General features: G+C 41.9%; 13 protein-coding genes and 6 tRNA genes. 15 read left to right on the plus strand and 4 right to left on the minus strand.

The features are described 5' to 3' along the window. Positions 1–65: 65 nt before the first annotated feature. The 9 genes from nagA to FVA69_RS15685 all read left to right on the plus strand — a co-directional run bounded on the left by nagA (position 66) and on the right by FVA69_RS15685 (position 5,326). A complete protein-coding gene (gene nagA, locus FVA69_RS15645) occupies positions 66–1,229 on the plus strand; it encodes an N-acetylglucosamine-6-phosphate deacetylase (RefSeq protein ID WP_123382157.1) in 1,164 nt (387 codons plus the stop codon). Positions 1,230–1,240: 11 nt separating this feature from the next. Continuing rightward, positions 1,241–2,464 (plus strand): DNA-binding transcriptional regulator NagC, encoded by a 1,224-nt coding sequence (gene nagC / locus FVA69_RS15650; protein WP_115167741.1) that lies wholly within the window; start codon positions 1,241–1,243, stop codon positions 2,462–2,464. A gap of 369 nt (positions 2,465–2,833) precedes the next feature. Continuing rightward, positions 2,834–2,910 (plus strand) — tRNA-Met (locus FVA69_RS15655). Positions 2,911–2,916: 6 nt separating this feature from the next. Beyond that, positions 2,917–3,001, plus strand: a tRNA-Leu gene (locus tag FVA69_RS15660). A gap of 31 nt (positions 3,002–3,032) precedes the next feature. Continuing rightward, positions 3,033–3,107 (plus strand) — tRNA-Gln (locus tag FVA69_RS15665). 31 nt (positions 3,108–3,138) lie between these two features. Further along, positions 3,139–3,213, plus strand: a tRNA-Gln gene (locus tag FVA69_RS15670). Positions 3,214–3,263: 50 nt separating this feature from the next. Continuing rightward, positions 3,264–3,340 (plus strand) — tRNA-Met (locus tag FVA69_RS15675). Between the two features lie 10 nt (positions 3,341–3,350). Beyond that, positions 3,351–3,425: transfer RNA gene (locus tag FVA69_RS15680), tRNA-Gln, on the plus strand. 545 nt (positions 3,426–3,970) lie between these two features. Next, positions 3,971–5,326: a dicarboxylate/amino acid:cation symporter gene (locus FVA69_RS15685; protein ID WP_109912839.1), complete on the plus strand. Its 1,356-nt coding sequence runs from the start codon at positions 3,971–3,973 to the stop codon at positions 5,324–5,326. A 70-nt stretch (positions 5,327–5,396) separates the two neighbouring features. Here the strand turns inward: FVA69_RS15685 and ubiF are convergent, their stop codons facing one another. Continuing rightward, positions 5,397–6,584 carry a 3-demethoxyubiquinol 3-hydroxylase gene (gene ubiF / locus FVA69_RS15690; RefSeq protein ID WP_164529088.1) on the minus strand — a complete coding sequence of 396 codons (1,188 nt, stop codon included), beginning with the start codon at positions 6,582–6,584 and terminating at the stop codon, positions 5,397–5,399. 461 nt (positions 6,585–7,045) lie between these two features. Here ubiF and miaB point away from each other — a divergent pair, with 461 nt between their 5' ends. The 5 genes from miaB to lnt all read left to right on the plus strand — a co-directional run bounded on the left by miaB (position 7,046) and on the right by lnt (position 12,815). Then, positions 7,046–8,476 (plus strand): tRNA (N6-isopentenyl adenosine(37)-C2)-methylthiotransferase MiaB, encoded by a 1,431-nt coding sequence (gene miaB, locus FVA69_RS15695; protein ID WP_004908990.1) that lies wholly within the window; start codon positions 7,046–7,048, stop codon positions 8,474–8,476. A 39-nt stretch (positions 8,477–8,515) separates the two neighbouring features. Then, entirely contained in the window at positions 8,516–9,568 is a 1,053-nt protein-coding gene (locus FVA69_RS15700) for a PhoH family protein (RefSeq protein ID WP_004908988.1), read from the plus strand. After that, positions 9,569–10,036 carry an rRNA maturation RNase YbeY gene (gene ybeY, locus FVA69_RS15705; RefSeq protein ID WP_004908987.1) on the plus strand — a complete coding sequence of 156 codons (468 nt, stop codon included), beginning with the start codon at positions 9,569–9,571 and terminating at the stop codon, positions 10,034–10,036. 365 nt (positions 10,037–10,401) lie between these two features. Beyond that, a complete protein-coding gene (gene corC, locus FVA69_RS15710; protein WP_004908986.1) occupies positions 10,402–11,286 on the plus strand; it encodes a CNNM family magnesium/cobalt transport protein CorC in 885 nt (294 codons plus the stop codon). Beyond that, the gene (gene lnt / locus FVA69_RS15715; RefSeq protein ID WP_164529089.1) at positions 11,286–12,815 is read left to right on the plus strand and encodes an apolipoprotein N-acyltransferase; all 1,530 of its coding nucleotides are present in this window, start codon (positions 11,286–11,288) and stop codon (positions 12,813–12,815) included. Before corC ends, lnt begins: the two co-directional genes overlap by 1 nt. A gap of 47 nt (positions 12,816–12,862) precedes the next feature. On the opposite strand, the gene FVA69_RS15720 is transcribed toward lnt, so the two are convergent. After that, on the minus strand, positions 12,863–13,786 hold the full coding sequence (locus FVA69_RS15720; protein ID WP_109913201.1) for a sugar kinase: 924 nt from the start codon (positions 13,784–13,786) through the stop codon (positions 12,863–12,865). Then, entirely contained in the window at positions 13,786–14,805 is a 1,020-nt protein-coding gene (locus FVA69_RS15725; protein WP_164529090.1) for an SPFH domain-containing protein, read from the minus strand. Before FVA69_RS15725 ends, FVA69_RS15720 begins: the two co-directional genes overlap by 1 nt. A gap of 151 nt (positions 14,806–14,956) precedes the next feature. Here FVA69_RS15725 and FVA69_RS15730 point away from each other — a divergent pair, with 151 nt between their 5' ends. Next, positions 14,957–15,670, plus strand: coding sequence for an NUDIX hydrolase (locus tag FVA69_RS15730; RefSeq protein ID WP_004908966.1), 714 nt, complete (start codon positions 14,957–14,959; stop codon positions 15,668–15,670). Between the two features lie 48 nt (positions 15,671–15,718). On the opposite strand, the gene FVA69_RS15735 is transcribed toward FVA69_RS15730, so the two are convergent. Continuing rightward, positions 15,719–16,246 carry a hypothetical protein gene (locus FVA69_RS15735; protein WP_004908962.1) on the minus strand — a complete coding sequence of 176 codons (528 nt, stop codon included), beginning with the start codon at positions 16,244–16,246 and terminating at the stop codon, positions 15,719–15,721. Positions 16,247–16,278 lie beyond the last annotated feature (32 nt).

Here is a 16,278-nt window from a genome sequence, read left to right on the forward strand (position 1 = left end):
ATCAATCACCCGATCAGCGAAGGCTGATCGGTGACCCACTTTCCAGAGGTCAGGAGTTTTAAGCCATGTATGCATTAACAAATTGCATTATTTATACAGGTCATGAAAGACTGGATAACCATGCGGTCGTCATTGATGGTGAAATCATCAAAGATGTTTGTCCTGTCTCTGAATTACCTTCCCATATTCCACAACATGACCTACAAGGTGCGACGTTATCTGCAGGGTTTATTGACCTGCAAGTCAACGGCTGTGGTGGTGTCCAATTCAATGATAATAAAGAAAATGTCACATTAAAGAATTTGGATATCATGCAAAAAGCCAATGAGCGTACAGGATGTACCAGTTACCTGCCAACGCTGATTACCTGCTCTGACGAATTGATGAAGCATGGTATTGAGGTCATGACTGAGTACTTAAAAGACCACAAGAACCAAGCTCTCGGGCTCCATTTAGAAGGCCCATATATTAATGTTATTAAAAAAGGCACACATAACCCTGAATTTATCCGCCAACCATCCGCGCAGATGATTGATTATTTAGCTGCTCATGCAGACTCCATCACTAAAATCACTTTAGCGCCTGAAATGGTTGAACTTGATTACATTCATCAATTGAAAGATTCCGGCATTGTTATTTCTGCTGGGCATTCAAATGCAACGTATGAAGAGGCTAAACAGGGCTTTAAAGCCGGAATTCGCTTTTCAACGCATCTTTTCAACGCCATGCCATATATTTCAGGCCGTGGCCCCGGTTTAGTTGGTGCTATTTATGACACTCCTGAAGTGTATGCAGGAATTATTGCTGATGGCTTACATGTTCAGTGGGCAAATATCCGTAATAGTAAGCACTTAAAAGGTGATAAATTAATTTTAGTGACTGATGCCACAGCGCCGGCAGGAATAGATCCTCAAACTGGTGAAATGGATCATTTTATCTTCGCGGGTAAAACCATATACTACCGCGATGGATTATGTGTAGATGAAAATGGCACACTCAGCGGCTCGTCACTCACCATGATAGAAGCAGTGAGAAACAGTGTAGAGTACGTGGGTATTCCATTAGATGAAACACTGAGAATGGCAACGCTCTACCCCGCAAGAGCCATTGGAGTTGATGAGACTTTAGGGTCTATTGCTCCGGGTAAAATTGCGAATTTAACCGCGTTTAACCACGACTTCGACGTCCTTGCAACCTATGTTAACGGAGCAGAAGTCTACAAAAAATGAGTAACTAGCTAATGAATCAAAGCCACTCGCTGAAGCAAATTGGTAATATTGATCTCGTCAAACAACTAAATAGCGCTGTCGTCTATAGTTTAATTGACCAACATGGCCCGATATCAAGAATTCAAATCGCGGAGCAAAGCCAACTTGCCCCAGCCAGTGTGACTAAAATCACTCGCCAGTTACTCGAACGTGGTTTAATTAAAGAAGTTGACCAACAGGCCTCTACTGGAGGCCGTCGTGCCATATCTATTGTTTCTGAACACAAAAATTTTCACACGATTGGCGTCCGCTTAGGGCGCTATGATGCCACCATCGCCTTATACGACTTAGGTGGCAAAATGATTGTCGATGCCCATTACCCTATCACAGAGCCTTCTCAGCAAGCCGTAGAACAAAAGTTGATTGCCGCTCTTGAAGATTTTATTGAGCACAATCACAAGCGCTTAAAAGAGCTGATCGCGATTTCTATTATTCTCCCTGGACTAGTTAACCCAAATAGTGGGATTGTTTACTACATGCCACATATCAAGGTCGACAATTGGCATCTCATCGACAATTTACAAGCACACTTTAAAATTACCTGTTATGCAGGGCATGATATTCGCAGCCTAGCCCTCGCTGAGAGCTATTTTGGTGCTACTCGTGATTGCGAAGACTCTCTACTAGTTCGCATCCACAGAGGCGCAGGGGCGGGTTTAGTCATCAATAAAGAGATATTACTCAACCATCGAGGTAACCTCGGGGAAATTGGGCATATTCAAGTTGACCCTCTTGGCGAACTTTGCCATTGCGGTAATTTTGGTTGTTTAGAAACCATTGCCTCAAACCAAGCGATTGAAGCCCGCGTAAAACAGCGTTTAGAACAAGGCTATTCGAGCTCCCTTACATTGGAAACTTGTACGATTTCCCATATTTGCCAAGCCGCTAATAAGGGAGATCCTCTTGCTACGGAAGTTATCCAGCACGTTGGCCGGCAAATCGGTAAAGCGATAGCTATCTCTATAAACTTATTTAACCCTGAAAAAGTCGTTATTGCAGGCGATATCACAGAAGCAGAACAAATTCTGTTACCCGCAATTCAAAGCTGCATTGATACACAAGCCTTAAAAGGATTTAGAGAGAATCTTCCCATCGTCACATCGCAGCTAGTTCATAACTCGGCAATAGGCGCTTTCGCACTCACTAAACGCGCGATGCTCAATGGTGAATTATTACAAAAACTGTTTGAAAGCTAATTTTTGGCGTGTTTTTTTAAAGCAGGTTGAGATACCTGCTTTTTTATTGTCTATAAACTGAACGCTGCATTCCATACATCACTTTTAGCATACTCCCCATTCCTCCGTTTTGTTCCCCCACACAAATTTTTTAGCTCTTTCGCTGTTTTATTTCACACCATAACCAAATTACATTTATCTAGCGTCTAAGACAAAAAGTGATTTTTTTCAAATACGGGCTTGTTTTTTGCTGGCTTTATCGACAAAATGATTATTCAACAAACAAACAGTCACGTTTTCTAAAAAATAGTGCAAAAAGCTGTTGACTGTCGGGTCTGTAATTAGCATAATGCGCCCCGCAACGCCGACGAAGGTTATGCAAAAAAAGATGGCTATGTAGCTCAGCTGGTTAGAGCACAACACTCATAATGTTGGGGTCACAGGTTCGAATCCCGTCATAGCCACCATTATTTGCGGGAGTGGCGAAATTGGTAGACGCACCAGATTTAGGTTCTGGCGCCGCAAGGTGTGCAAGTTCAAGTCTTGTCTCCCGCACCATTTTCCTTCTCGGTAGCATTGAATTTAAGATTGGGGTATCGCCAAGCGGTAAGGCACCAGGTTTTGATCCTGGCATTCCCAGGTTCGAATCCTGGTACCCCAGCCATCTTAAAACAATCAATAGTAGAATTCCCGGATGGGGTATCGCCAAGCGGTAAGGCACCAGGTTTTGATCCTGGCATTCCCAGGTTCGAATCCTGGTACCCCAGCCATCTACTATCCTACCTAGAGTTGCACAATTCATTTCAAAGAAATTATATATGGCTATGTAGCTCAGTTGGTTAGAGCACAACACTCATAATGTTGGGGTCACAGGTTCGAATCCCGTCGTAGCTACCATTTCTTTTGTTGGGGTATCGCCAAGCGGTAAGGCACCAGGTTTTGATCCTGGCATTCCCAGGTTCGAATCCTGGTACCCCAGCCATTCTCTTTTCAATATCACTTAAATTAACGCCTATTCTCTCTTTCTCTGCCTAAACTATCTTAATTTTGCTTATCGATTTTATTGATAAATTAAATAAAAAATAAAAAAATAGCAGATAACTCCATTTTTTAATAGGTTGAGGCTTCATCTCTACTGTTTTTTATATTTCTATCTCTATTTTTAGCTTAAATGATGACTTTTTGGTAGTTTCTTTATTTATTTAATTCCAATATTATCGGATAACCAATAGCTTAATCGCTTAAAGTGATATTAAAGCAACATTTAGCTCATAAAATTTACGTTTGCATAACTTTTCTATCAAATATGTGACTTCAATCATTTCTCTATAACTGCTGAAAGTGGTAATCTGCGCTCGAATTGTAGTTAGGTATGATTATTACCAGTTAAATTATTATCAACCTCTGGTACTAATAGATTCAGCCCCTTCTTCCATTCCAACTAAATTAGTTCTCAGAAACTCTAATAAAAGTTTTAAACCTAATAATTATAAATTGCCAAACGCAACATTTTTACAGAGAAAATTTATGCGAAACATGATAAAGCAACCAATATATAAGATTTTATATGTTCAGGTAATCGTAGCCATCGTTCTGGGTATCGCACTTGGCCACTTTTTTCCAGACATTGGAGAATCATTAAAACCGCTTGGTGATGCATTCATCAAAATCGTTAAAATGATTATTGCGCCAGTTATCTTCTTAACTGTTGTTACTGGTATATCTGGCATGTCAAACATGAAGGCCGTTGGTAGCGTCGCAGGTAAAGCGATGCTCTACTTCATCACTTTCTCGACCATCGCCCTCGTCATCGGTCTTATCGTCGCGAATATCATTCGCCCAGGTTCAGGCCTTAATATTGATCCGGCAACCCTTGATAGCACTAAAGTTGCCACCTACGTTGAAAAAGCACACGAATCTTCGATAGTTGGCTTCTTGATGAATATCATCCCTGATACCGTCATTAGTCCATTAGTAAACGGCAACATCCTGCAAGTTCTATTTATTGCTGTCATTTTCGGATTAGCATTAGCTGCAACAGGTAAACACGGCGAGCCCATTGTAAAACTACTACAAAACTTCTCTGAGCCTGTGTTCAAAATGGTTGCGATGCTCATGAAACTCGCACCTATCGGGGCATTTGGCGCAATGGCATTTACTATTGGTAAATATGGAATATCCTCTATCGGCAACTTAATGATGCTGATTATGACGTTCTATATTACCTCACTGTTGTTCGTCTTACTTGTTCTGGGTGCAGTTGCTAAATACAACGGCTTCTCCATCATTGCGCTAATTAAATATATCAAAGACGAGCTATGGTTAGTTTTAGGTACCTCTTCTTCCGAAGCGGCACTGCCAAGCTTAATGCGCAAAATGGAGCATGCAGGGTGTGAAAAATCGGTTGTCGGGTTAGTTATCCCAACGGGTTATTCATTCAATCTTGATGGTACGAATATTTATATGACGATGGCTGCATTGTTTATTGCCCAAGCCACTAATATTGAGCTCACTATTTGGCAACAAATTTCGTTGCTGTTAGTTGCGATGATAAGCTCAAAAGGTGCAGCTGGTGTGACGGGTGCAGGGTTTATTACCTTAGCAGCCACACTGATGGTGGTGCCAAGCGTTCCTGTCGCAGGTATGGCGCTTATTTTAGGTATCGACCGTTTTATGTCTGAGTGCCGTGCATTAACTAACTTAGTGGGTAACGCATGTGCGTGTATCGTTGTTGCGCGTTGGGAAAAAGAACTCGACACAGAAAAACTGGCTCATGCATTTTCAGCAAAAAATGAAACATTAGATTCAGTGATTACTGAAGATGACAGCATCAATACAGACACAAGTAATATTCAGCCGGTTGATTTAGCTAATAATAAATAACCATAACTTCTTCACTTAATAATAAATAGGCCGCTAATTAGCGGCCTATTTATTATATTCAAGATAATTTCTATAAACCTAAAGCATACTTCAACGCCAGCTTTTTCGCTTCTCCAGCACGCTGTGCCGCCATCAACCCAAGGTTCCTAACTATTTTCAATCCTGGTAACTTTTCACTAAATGCCATATAAAATACGTCCATTCCAGCTTGCATAATTAAATTATCAGGCAAACGACGGCGTTGATAACGCTTCAATACATCAAGGGAATGCCAAGGTTGTATGTATTCGCGCGCGTAAATCACTTCTTTCAACAACGCATCAACATCTCGGTAGCCTAAATTCACTCCCTGCCCCGCTAATGGATTAATGGTATGAGCGGCATCACCAATCAATGCTAATCCATCTATTACATAGCGACGAGCATGATGACGAGTCAGTGGAAATGCCCCTGACGCAATTGCGGTAACAGGCCCTAAACGTGCAGGGAAAGCTTCAGAAATCGCTCCCGTCAACTGTTCCATTGACATGCCTTGTAAACGCCTAATCTTTGCAGGGCTGTCATACCAGACTAATGAAGCCCAATTATCATACAGCGGTAAAAATGCCCTAGGCCCTGATGGAAAAAACTGCTGCCATGTTTTATCTTGCTGAGACTGCTGTGTTTGAATGCTAATCAACATACATGATTGGCGATACTGCCAGCCACGGCTACCAATCCCTGCCATTTTGCGGACCTGCGAATTCGCGCCATCAGCTCCAATAACAAGCTTAGCTTGCAGAGCTCGGCCATCATCTAATGCTAATATCCACTCTTCTTGTGACTTAGGTTGGTATAAATTGATAAGTCTTGCAGGGCAGACAAGGTCTAGATTGCTGTATTTTTCACATTCTTGCCATAATGCAAGCTGTAACACACGGTTTTCTACCATAAACCCAAGTTCAGGCAACCCAAGACTCTGAGCATCAAAAACCACATTGCTCTCTGGCTCTTCCCATGTTTCTAACTGACGATATGGAGCACTTCGCATTGTCTTAACATGTTGCCAAGCCCCTAATTGCTCCAACAATTCAACAGAAGCACGGCTAATCGCAGAAATACGAACATCTGGAGCACTTTGTGGGTCAAAGGCCGCAGGTTGTGCTTTTTCAAGCAAAGCGACTCGCATGCCTTCTTGAGCAAAGCCCAATGCTGCTGCCGCGCCAGTCATACCTGCGCCAACGACGACAACATCATAAGATTCGATTAATTTATTCATACGTTCGCTACTATTTATTGTTTAATAAAGATTGTTGTTTGATAACAGTGACCACGTTGATAAAGGTATTGTACCGAAAAATGATGATCCTCACAGGAAATATAAGCATTGAAGGCTTAGAGGTTATTCGAGCCCTTCATCTTTATAACCTTACAAACAGTGTATTTTGCCGAAAACACTTTAATTTGCACAAAAAACAACCACAATTTTGCAACATCCTCTGGTCACTGATGCCGCAAATGAATACAATACGTGCTAATTTTAAAACAATAGGCAAATTGCCTGCCCTTAGATTTCGTGTGGTGATATTATTTTAAATATCTTTGCATTTATCCCATCATACAATGATGTCCTTAATCAAAATGCATGCGAGTTCCCAAATATAAAGGGTAGGACTTTGGATTTACAACGCGTTTCGGAGTCCATTACACTAGCCGCTTCGAAAACACCGGATATACGACATGTCGACGAATAAAAAGCTATACATTAAAACTTGGGGTTGCCAGATGAATGAGTATGACTCATCCAAAATGGTTTCTTTATTAGAAAATACCCATGGTTATCAACTCACTGAAATTGCTGAAGAAGCAGATTTATTACTGCTTAATACCTGTTCAATTCGTGAAAAAGCACAAGAAAAAGTCTTCCATCAACTTGGTCGTTGGAAGTTTTTTAAAGACAAAAACCCTGACATTATTATTGGTGTAGGCGGCTGTGTCGCTTCACAAGAAGGGGATTTTATTCGCCAACGTGCACCAAGCGTTGACATCGTTTTCGGCCCGCAAACTTTGCACCGTTTGCCTGAGATGATTAACCAAGTTCAAGGTACACGCAGCCCAGTTATTGATATCAGCTTCCCTGAAATTGAAAAATTTGACCGTTTACCCGAACCTCGTGCTGAAGGGCCAACGGCTTTCGTTTCGATTATGGAAGGCTGTAATAAGTATTGCACCTTCTGCGTAGTGCCTTATACCCGTGGTGAAGAAGTTAGCCGCCCTTGTGATGATATTCTATTTGAAATCGCACAGTTAGCTGCACAAGGTGTGCGTGAAGTTAACTTACTGGGTCAAAACGTGAATGCTTACCGCGGTGAGACCTTTGATGGTGAAATTTGCTCATTTGCAGAATTACTGCGTTTAGTTGCAGCTATTGATGGTATCGACCGAGTTCGCTTTACCACTAGCCACCCAATTGAATTTACTGACGATATCATCGAAGTTTACCGCGATACTCCAGAATTAGTCAGCTTCTTGCATCTACCTGTGCAAAGTGGCTCAGACCGCGTTCTAACGATGATGAAACGTGCTCATACGGCACTTGAATACAAAGCCATTATTCGCAAACTACGCGAAGCACGCCCTGGTATTCTTATCAGTTCAGACTTTATCGTGGGCTTCCCTGGTGAAACAACCGAAGACTTCGAAAAAACCATGAAACTGATTGCTGACGTGAATTTTGACATGAGCTACAGCTTTGTTTATTCCGCACGTCCTGGCACACCCGCTGCAGATTTACCTGACGACGTAACGGAAGATGAGAAAAAACAGCGTCTATACTTACTGCAACAGCGCATTAATCAGCAGGCATTAAGCTTCAGCCGCCAAATGGTGGGAACCATTCAACGTATCTTAGTTGAAGGAACATCGCGTAAAAATGTTATGGAGCTGTCTGGACGTACTGAAAATAACCGTGTTGTGAACTTTGAAGGTACACCGGATATGATTGGTAAATTTGTGGATGTCGAAATTGTGGATGTTTATACCAACTCATTACGCGGTAAAGTCATTCGTACAGAAGATCAAATGGGTCTTCGCGTTCATGAATCGCCAGAGTCTGTTATTGCACGCACCCGTAAAGAAGATGAGCTAGGTGTTGGTAGTTTTCAGCCCTAAGCCACAACCATAGGATATTCAGTGACCGAGACAAAAAATTTGCAAATCGCAACACAAGAAATCTTTCTAGAACCCGCAGATAACCAACGTTTAATGAGCCTCTGCGGGCCATTTGACGATAATATCAAGCAGCTAGAACGCCGCCTTGCTATCGAAATTAATCGCCGTGATAACCGTTTTAAGTTATCGGGTAAGCCGCTGAACGTTCAAGCGGCCAGCAAAATTTTGCGTCAACTGTATGTTGATACCGCGCCTGTGCGCGGTGTTATCCCTGATATCGACCCTGAAAATATTCACTTAGCCATTCTGGATAGCCGTGTTTTAGAGCAATCCGCCGATAGCGTTCCTGACTACGGTAAAGCGGTGAATATTAAGACTAAACGTGGTGTGATCAAACCACGCACCCCAAATCAAGCGCAATATATCGCCAATATTTTAGACCATGATATTACGTTTGGCATTGGCCCTGCGGGAACTGGGAAAACCTATTTAGCGGTAGCCGCGGCAGTTGATGCCTTAGAACGCCAAGAAGTTCGCCGCATTCTGCTTACGCGCCCTGCTGTTGAAGCAGGTGAGAAACTTGGTTTTTTACCGGGCGACCTCAGCCAAAAAGTCGACCCTTACCTGCGCCCACTTTATGATGCGCTATTCGAAATGTTAGGCTTTGAAAAAGTTGAAAAACTGATTGAGCGTAATGTTATCGAAGTCGCGCCGCTGGCCTATATGCGTGGCCGTACGTTGAATGATGCTTTTATTATTTTAGATGAGAGCCAAAACACCACCATCGAGCAGATGAAGATGTTTTTAACACGTATTGGCTTTAATTCTAAAGCGGTTGTGACGGGAGACATTACTCAGGTTGACTTGCCTCGCGGTAGTAAATCAGGATTACGTCATGCCATTGAAGTGCTCTCCGAAGTCGATGATTTAAGCTTCAATTTCTTCCACAGTGAAGATGTGGTTCGTCATCCTGTTGTTGCCAAAGTCGTCATGGCTTATGAAGCATGGGAAGAACAAGACAATAAACGTCGCCAACAGTTACGTGAAGAAAAAGAACAGCAAAAGCAATTTGAAAAGCAGGAAAATCTATAAATGAGTGACATTATTCTCGATTTACAAATTGCGTGCGAAAACCCTGAAGGCTTGCCTCCTGAAGCCGAATTTCAGCGTTGGTTAACAGCTGTTTTGCCTAAATTTCAAGCACAAAGTGAAGTCACTATTCGGGTGGTTGATGAACCCGAAAGCCATCACTTAAACTTAACCTATCGTGGCAAAGACAAACCGACCAACGTGTTGTCATTCCCCTTTGAGGCTCCGCCAGAAATTGAGCTGCCTTTGCTCGGTGATTTAATTATCTGTCGCCAAGTTGTTGAGCAAGAAGCTATCGAGCAACAAAAAACGGCAGAAGAACACTGGGCTCATATGGTCGTTCATGGTTGCCTTCATCTTTTAGGCTATGATCATATTGAAGATGATGAAGCAGAAGAAATGGAAAGTTTAGAAACCGAAATTCTGGCTGAATTAGGCTACGAAGACCCATATCTTGCAGAAAAAGAGTGACCTAACTATAATTTTTTGAGATATCTTTCTCAAAGAAAGCATTATTTTACAAAAAACTGACGGTTATTTTGCAGATAAACTGTCAATTTTGTGCTAAAAAAGAATGTAGCAAACTGTTTTTATTAACTAACCTAAGCTCCAAATACTTTGACTTGGGCTACTTTTGGTACCAAGTGCGGCCAACAACGCTGCGGTTCGAGATACGACGAGTGAATACTCTAAATAATTCGAATTGCAGCTAGGCGGCAAGCTAGGATATCTCGATGAGCATACATAAGTATGTGATTCGATTAGCCGAGTCCAGCCAACAACGCTGCAGTTCGAAGTATGACGAGTATTTTTTGAGGAAAAAAAAATTAACCGCCATGAGCGACGATAACTCTTCGAGTAGCGATAACCCTGGTCCTAAGAAAGGGTTCTTTGCACTGTTAAATCACCTATTTCATGGTGAACCTAAAAATCGTGATGATTTGGTCGAATTAATCCGCGACTCTGAACAGAACGATTTGATCGATCCTGACACCCGCGAAATGCTTGAAGGGGTAATGGATATCGCGGATCAACGCGTGCGCGACATTATGATCCCGCGTTCCCAAATTGTTACCTTAAAACGTAATCAAACGCTTGATGAGTGCCTTGATGTCATTATTGACTCTGCTCACTCACGCTTCCCTGTTATTAGTGAAGACAAAGACCATATCGAAGGGTTATTGATGGCAAAAGATTTACTGCCATTTATGCGTACCGACGCAGAGCCTTTTAGTATCGATAAGGTATTACGCCAAGCGGTTGTTGTACCTGAAAGTAAGCGAGTAGACAGACTACTCAAAGAATTCCGCTCTCAACGCTATCATATGGCTATCGTTATTGATGAGTTTGGTGGTGTTTCTGGTCTAGTAACCATTGAAGATATTTTAGAGCTCATCGTAGGCGAAATCGAAGACGAGTATGACGACCAAGACGATGTTGATGTTCGCCAGCTTAGCCGCCATTCTTATTCTGTCCGCGCCCTGACGCAGATTGAAGATTTCAATGAAGCCTTTGGGACTCATTTTAGTGACGAAGAAGTTGATACGGTCGGTGGCCTCGTTATGCAAGCCTTTGGTCATCTGCCTTCTCGTGGTGAAACCATAACCATAGACAACTATCAATTTAAAGTTGCGATGGCAGATAGTCGCCGGATCCTTCTGCTTCACGTAAAAATCCCAGACGACGCGCCAGTTCCAACTTTGGAAGAAGAAAAGACTTAATGAACTCAACGTCTATTTATCAAAGTCAGCGGTTGCGGTTACTGCTGGCTTTAATTTTCGGAGCCAGTGGAACGCTGGCTTTTTCGCCTTTTGACATCTGGCCTGCCGCACTACTTTCTATCCTTTTCCTCCAATTACTGACCTTGCAGCGCACGGTCAAGCAATCTTTTGCTATCGGCTTTGCTTGGGGATTTGGCTTATTCGGTAGTGGCGTTAACTGGGTTTACGTCAGCATTGCAGATTTTGGCGGCATGCCAGGCCCTGTTAACGTATTTATTGTTATTCTTTTAGCGGCATACCTTTCTCTTTATACTGGGCTTTTTGGCGCATTGATGGCTAAATTTGCCCCACATGCCAATATTTGGCGTTTAGTCTTTTTTGCCCCAGCACTGTGGCAGGTTACTGAGTTTTTACGTGGTTGGGTTCTCACTGGTTTTCCATGGCTGCAATTTGGTTATAGCCAAATTGATGGGCCGATGAAAGCTCTCGCTCCTATATTTGGGGTGGAAATGATTACGTTGCTATTATTTAGCATCAGTGGTCTGCTAGTACTCGCTATCCTACGCCGCAGCTTTATCGCGCTCGCTGTTGCGGCTGCCTTAATTTTTGCCCCATTAATTGCCAAAAATGTACAATGGTTTACCTCCCTTGAAGACAAGAAAATGGAAGTGGCACTGGTTCAAGGCAACATTCCCCAATCAATGAAGTGGGAAGCCAGCTTCTTACAACAAACCAAAGACACCTATATGGAGCTCTCTCGCCCTTATATCGGTAAAGCGTCTTTGATTGTTTGGCCTGAATCGGCAGTACCTTCCGTTGAGCTCGACAACCAAACGTGGCTTAAATCTCTCGACCAATTACTGGCAGAGTCGAACACTCAGTTAATTACGGGTATTGTGGATGCACGCCCGATGGATGGTGAATATACTTTTTATAATACAATCATTGTATTAGGCAATAAAAAACCGTATTTATATCCATCTAAAAACCGCTATAACAAACACCATTTAGTGCCATTTGGTGAATATGTACCTTTAGAAGATTTACTGCGCCCTATCGCACCGTTCTTTAATTTGCCGATGTCGGGTTTTAGCCGTGGCGATTATGAACAAGCGCAATTAGCAGTTGGTAATATTCATCTAACGGCTGCGATTTGCTATGAAATTATTTTAGGTACACAGGTCAGAGATAACTTTAAGCCTGATAGCGACTACTTACTTACTGTTTCAAATGATGCGTGGTTTGGAAAATCCATAGGCCCTTGGCAACACTTCCAAATGGCACGGATGCGTTCTTTGGAGTTAGGCCGCCCACTGTTGCGCTCAACCAATAATGGTATCACCGCAGTGATCAGTGCAGATGGCTCTATTCAGGATATGCTGCCACAATTTAAAACGGCAACACTGGCTACTGAAGTCACCCCAACAACAGGGCTGACTCCTTACGCACGTTGGAGTAATTATCCGATGTGGGGAGTGGTCGTGATATTTGGTATTCTCGGTTTTGCTATGAATAGACGTCAAAAGTAACGATGTTAACCCCACCTCGATGCCTATAATTGAGGTGGGGAAACTAGCTAAGCAACTAATAACCCTCGTACATCTGCAATTTTCACTGTCACAATACAACCTGCATTGAATTGTAAAAAATCATCTTCAATACCATCGGAAAAAATAACGCCGTTATCGGGCATTAATGACTCCACCGCTAACGGGTTACTCGGCTCTATCGTGCCAAATACCCATCTGGTTCCTGTCGTTTTACTTAAAAACGGCTCCCTAACACTAAACTGTAACTTACATTCCTCCCAGCCAAATCCTTGTGCTAACGGATGATTATTCCCTCCCATAATTGCCTGTGCCCCCGCTAAAATAGATTGAAACCACCCCGTTGACCCAAGTCCGGTCGATATAATAATTCCAGAGGATGATTGAAACTCTTGTTCTCCATTCCAGTTCAATAAATAACGTGCCGATGTGTGGCTTTTCGGGCCAATAAATAAATCGTTCACCGCCAGTAGTGATTGCCCGTCATTGGTTGTTGCCTGTGCAAAGGTCACTGATTTTTGTTCAACCTGACCTTTCAATGTTTTCGTTACCACCTCCTGTAATTGACTAATTTCAAATGGCAGTAGTTTTCCATCCCACCTTGCAGGATCGGGGTTAATCGCAATAACGGGCTGCCCTTTTAAATACTTTAACGTATTAGCCACTAAGCCATCCTGCCCAATCACGACGATAATGTCCTGCTTAGAAAATTGGTAACTTGGTAATAATTTTCTTTCCAATAATTGAAATCGGCCTAAAGACTTCAAAATTGATTCAGCTTGAACTAATTGCCGCTGATATAAATCATGTTCATTCAAGTAATCATCGACTTCCACATGATTATGTTCCAAATAAAATTTTGCCTGAGGCCATGTATTGAAGCGTTCAATGAGCTCCTGTAAGCGAGTTTTACGTATCACGAGAATAAATCGGGCATCATCAATCTTATTCATTATTTCGCCCCTTTTTTCATTAGCTGTCCAAATAAATCAGGGGAAATATTTAACTCGCCAATTTTTCCTGCATTTTGTGCTAATGATTCAAATGCCATTGCCATCAATTGCTCTGGTCCCATTTTCGCCAACGCAAGGGCTTTTAAGTTCTCCACTGGTAATTGGCTATAAGCTTTCATTTTAGATTCAATCGCATAGGCATCTGCATCAGATTGGATCCGTTGGTTTTCCACGCTAAGTGCCACCAACTCATTACGTTTTGCTTCCGCACTCACCTGTGCTGTTAATTCTTCTTGCTTAATCTCTGCACGTTCACGTAACAACTTACGTTCATTATCAAGGCGAGCTTCTTCAATTTGCTGCTCTTTGGCCTGCACAGATAAGTCAGTTTCTAGCTCAGCTTCTTTAATCGTCCTTTCTTGTTCGACAGAAAATTTTCGTCTGGCATAGATAGCGTCATCCGCTTCTTTCAAAATGGATTCTCTCGCTTGTGCTTCTAATGCTTTGAGGGTTTCAGGTGAAGGTGCAATTGCTGCAATGGAAACATCTAAAATAGCGATGCCTAATGACTCGATTGCAGCTTGTTCTGCAAGTTGCTTGCTAACTAATGTCACCAATGATTGGCTAATCAATAATGCATCTCGTAATGAAGTAGTTTGTATCTTAGCTTGGATAATAGTTTGAGCCGCACGCACTACCCTGTCGCTCAGTTTAAGTGGATCTTCAGATGCATAGCTTTTTCCATCTTTAGTTAAGTTAAAATTTAAAACATCCGCCGTTTTTTCGGCAGCGACTACCTGAAAAGAAATTTGTCCCTGAATACGTAAACTTTGGAAATCAGAAGATTGTAAATTAAAAATAAAGGGGGCTTCTTGTGCATTCAATGGAAGCGCCGCAATAGAGGTTTTATCCAAGTTATACCAAAAACTGAGCCCCTTACCTTGTTTACGCACTTTTCCATTCACTGATTGAATAACAAAAGTTGATGAGTCTGCTTTGAAATATTTAAAGTTAAACATAGTGTACTCCTCATTAATGTCCTTAAGACTTTAACTTATTATTGTCTTATAGACAAAAACAAGTCAAGAACTAAATGTCCTAATGACAATAACTATTTTTATCTGTATGATTTCCCCCTAAACTTCACCTTTGAATTTGAGTGGTAACAATATGAATGAAAAAGAATTTCTTGCTAGCTATGACAGAAAGGATTATTTATCACCTTTACTCACTGTCGATGCCGTTTTGTTTGCTTACCATGAAAACACGTTGAAGGTATTACTGGTTGAACGAGCTAGTTTCCCCGAAAAGGGGAAATGGGGTTTGCCGGGAGGATTTATTGATGAGCAACATGATCAAACCTTAGAAGAAGCTATTTTACGTAAACTAAAAGAAAAAACAGGCGTGATCCCCCCTTATATTGAGCAGCTTTGTACAGTTGGAAACCACCAACGTGATCCACGCGGTTGGTCTGTCACTGTTTGTTATACGGCTCTAATTGCTTACCAAGCCTGTGAAGCCCATATTGATACAGTAGATTCTGTCAGGTGGGTCTCTATTGATGAAATAGATCAGCTTTCTCTTGCGTTCGACCATTTTAAACTCTATCAACAAGCGAGAGAACGTCTAAAGCAAAAATCACTTTATTCGATAGTTCCAGGCTTTGCATTACCTGAAGTTTTTACCTTAGCTGAACTTCAACATGTCCATGAAGTTCTGATTGGTAAGCCCCTGCAAAATAAATCATTTAGGCGCCGACTTGAACAAGCGGATTTGTTGATTGATACTGGAGAGAAACGCCATGAGCGCGGTCGCCCTGCTAATTTATATCGCTTAAAACCACAATCAGCGGATTACCGTTTTATTCGTAATTTGGAATTTTAATTTTTGAACTGCCTGATAAATCAATATTATCAGGCACCGCAATGAATGCTATTGGCAAATCGCAGGGGTCACAATATAAGTAAAAATGAGTTTGTTGGACTTATGGTAATTATGCGTAATGCCTTCAGGGAACATTCCATGCAAAATATCCATACCTGCATTTTTACCGCAGTAGTTGCGGTTCAAAATTTCACGCATATTTTGCTGCCAGCTATCGCCTTCCAATACGTTATCAGGGATCCCTTTGATGGTGTATTGGTAAAATAACATGCCATTTTTCGCGGTGACTTCAGTCAATAGAGTCACATCATCAATCAGCATAGGTAATGATTCTGCCATGTCAGACAGAAAAATGCCCCGTAACATCGTTGGGTCATCATCTCCTTTAGCATTAAAGGCATTAATTTTATCTTCTGTTGAATTAGCTTTTATTTCATCATAACGCTGTTCTATTTGTGAATTTCCGATCGTTCCTGACGGTTGTTCTGGTACTGTTTTCTCTTCCACCTCAGGGGAACATCCCGCGATTAGTATCACACCTAAAAATAATCCAACCACTTTTTTAAACATAGCCATCCCATTCACCTATTTTATTATTTATATAGCCG

Origin of the sequence: Providencia sp. PROV004 (assembly GCF_011045615.1) — a bacterium.
Lineage (GTDB): Bacteria > Pseudomonadota > Gammaproteobacteria > Enterobacterales > Enterobacteriaceae > Providencia > Providencia rettgeri.

Excerpts from the sequence above, each read along its gene's own strand:
- ubiF (WP_164529088.1), bottom strand. The coding sequence starts at position 6,584 with ATGAATAAATTAATCGAATCTTATGATGTTGTCGTCGTTGGCGCAGGT.
- FVA69_RS15735 (WP_004908962.1), bottom strand. The coding sequence starts at position 16,246 with ATGGCTATGTTTAAAAAAGTGGTTGGATTATTTTTAGGTGTGATACTA.
- nagA (WP_123382157.1), top strand. The coding sequence starts at position 66 with ATGTATGCATTAACAAATTGCATTATTTATACAGGTCATGAAAGACTG.
- miaB (WP_004908990.1), top strand. The coding sequence starts at position 7,046 with ATGTCGACGAATAAAAAGCTATACATTAAAACTTGGGGTTGCCAGATG.
- FVA69_RS15685 (WP_109912839.1), top strand. The coding sequence starts at position 3,971 with ATGCGAAACATGATAAAGCAACCAATATATAAGATTTTATATGTTCAG.
- ybeY (WP_004908987.1), top strand. The coding sequence starts at position 9,569 with ATGAGTGACATTATTCTCGATTTACAAATTGCGTGCGAAAACCCTGAA.
- FVA69_RS15730 (WP_004908966.1), top strand. The coding sequence starts at position 14,957 with ATGAATGAAAAAGAATTTCTTGCTAGCTATGACAGAAAGGATTATTTA.
- lnt (WP_164529089.1), top strand. The coding sequence starts at position 11,286 with ATGAACTCAACGTCTATTTATCAAAGTCAGCGGTTGCGGTTACTGCTG.
- nagC (WP_115167741.1), top strand. The coding sequence starts at position 1,241 with ATGAATCAAAGCCACTCGCTGAAGCAAATTGGTAATATTGATCTCGTC.
- corC (WP_004908986.1), top strand. The coding sequence starts at position 10,402 with ATGAGCGACGATAACTCTTCGAGTAGCGATAACCCTGGTCCTAAGAAA.
- FVA69_RS15725 (WP_164529090.1), bottom strand. The coding sequence starts at position 14,805 with ATGTTTAACTTTAAATATTTCAAAGCAGACTCATCAACTTTTGTTATT.
- FVA69_RS15720 (WP_109913201.1), bottom strand. The coding sequence starts at position 13,786 with ATGAATAAGATTGATGATGCCCGATTTATTCTCGTGATACGTAAAACT.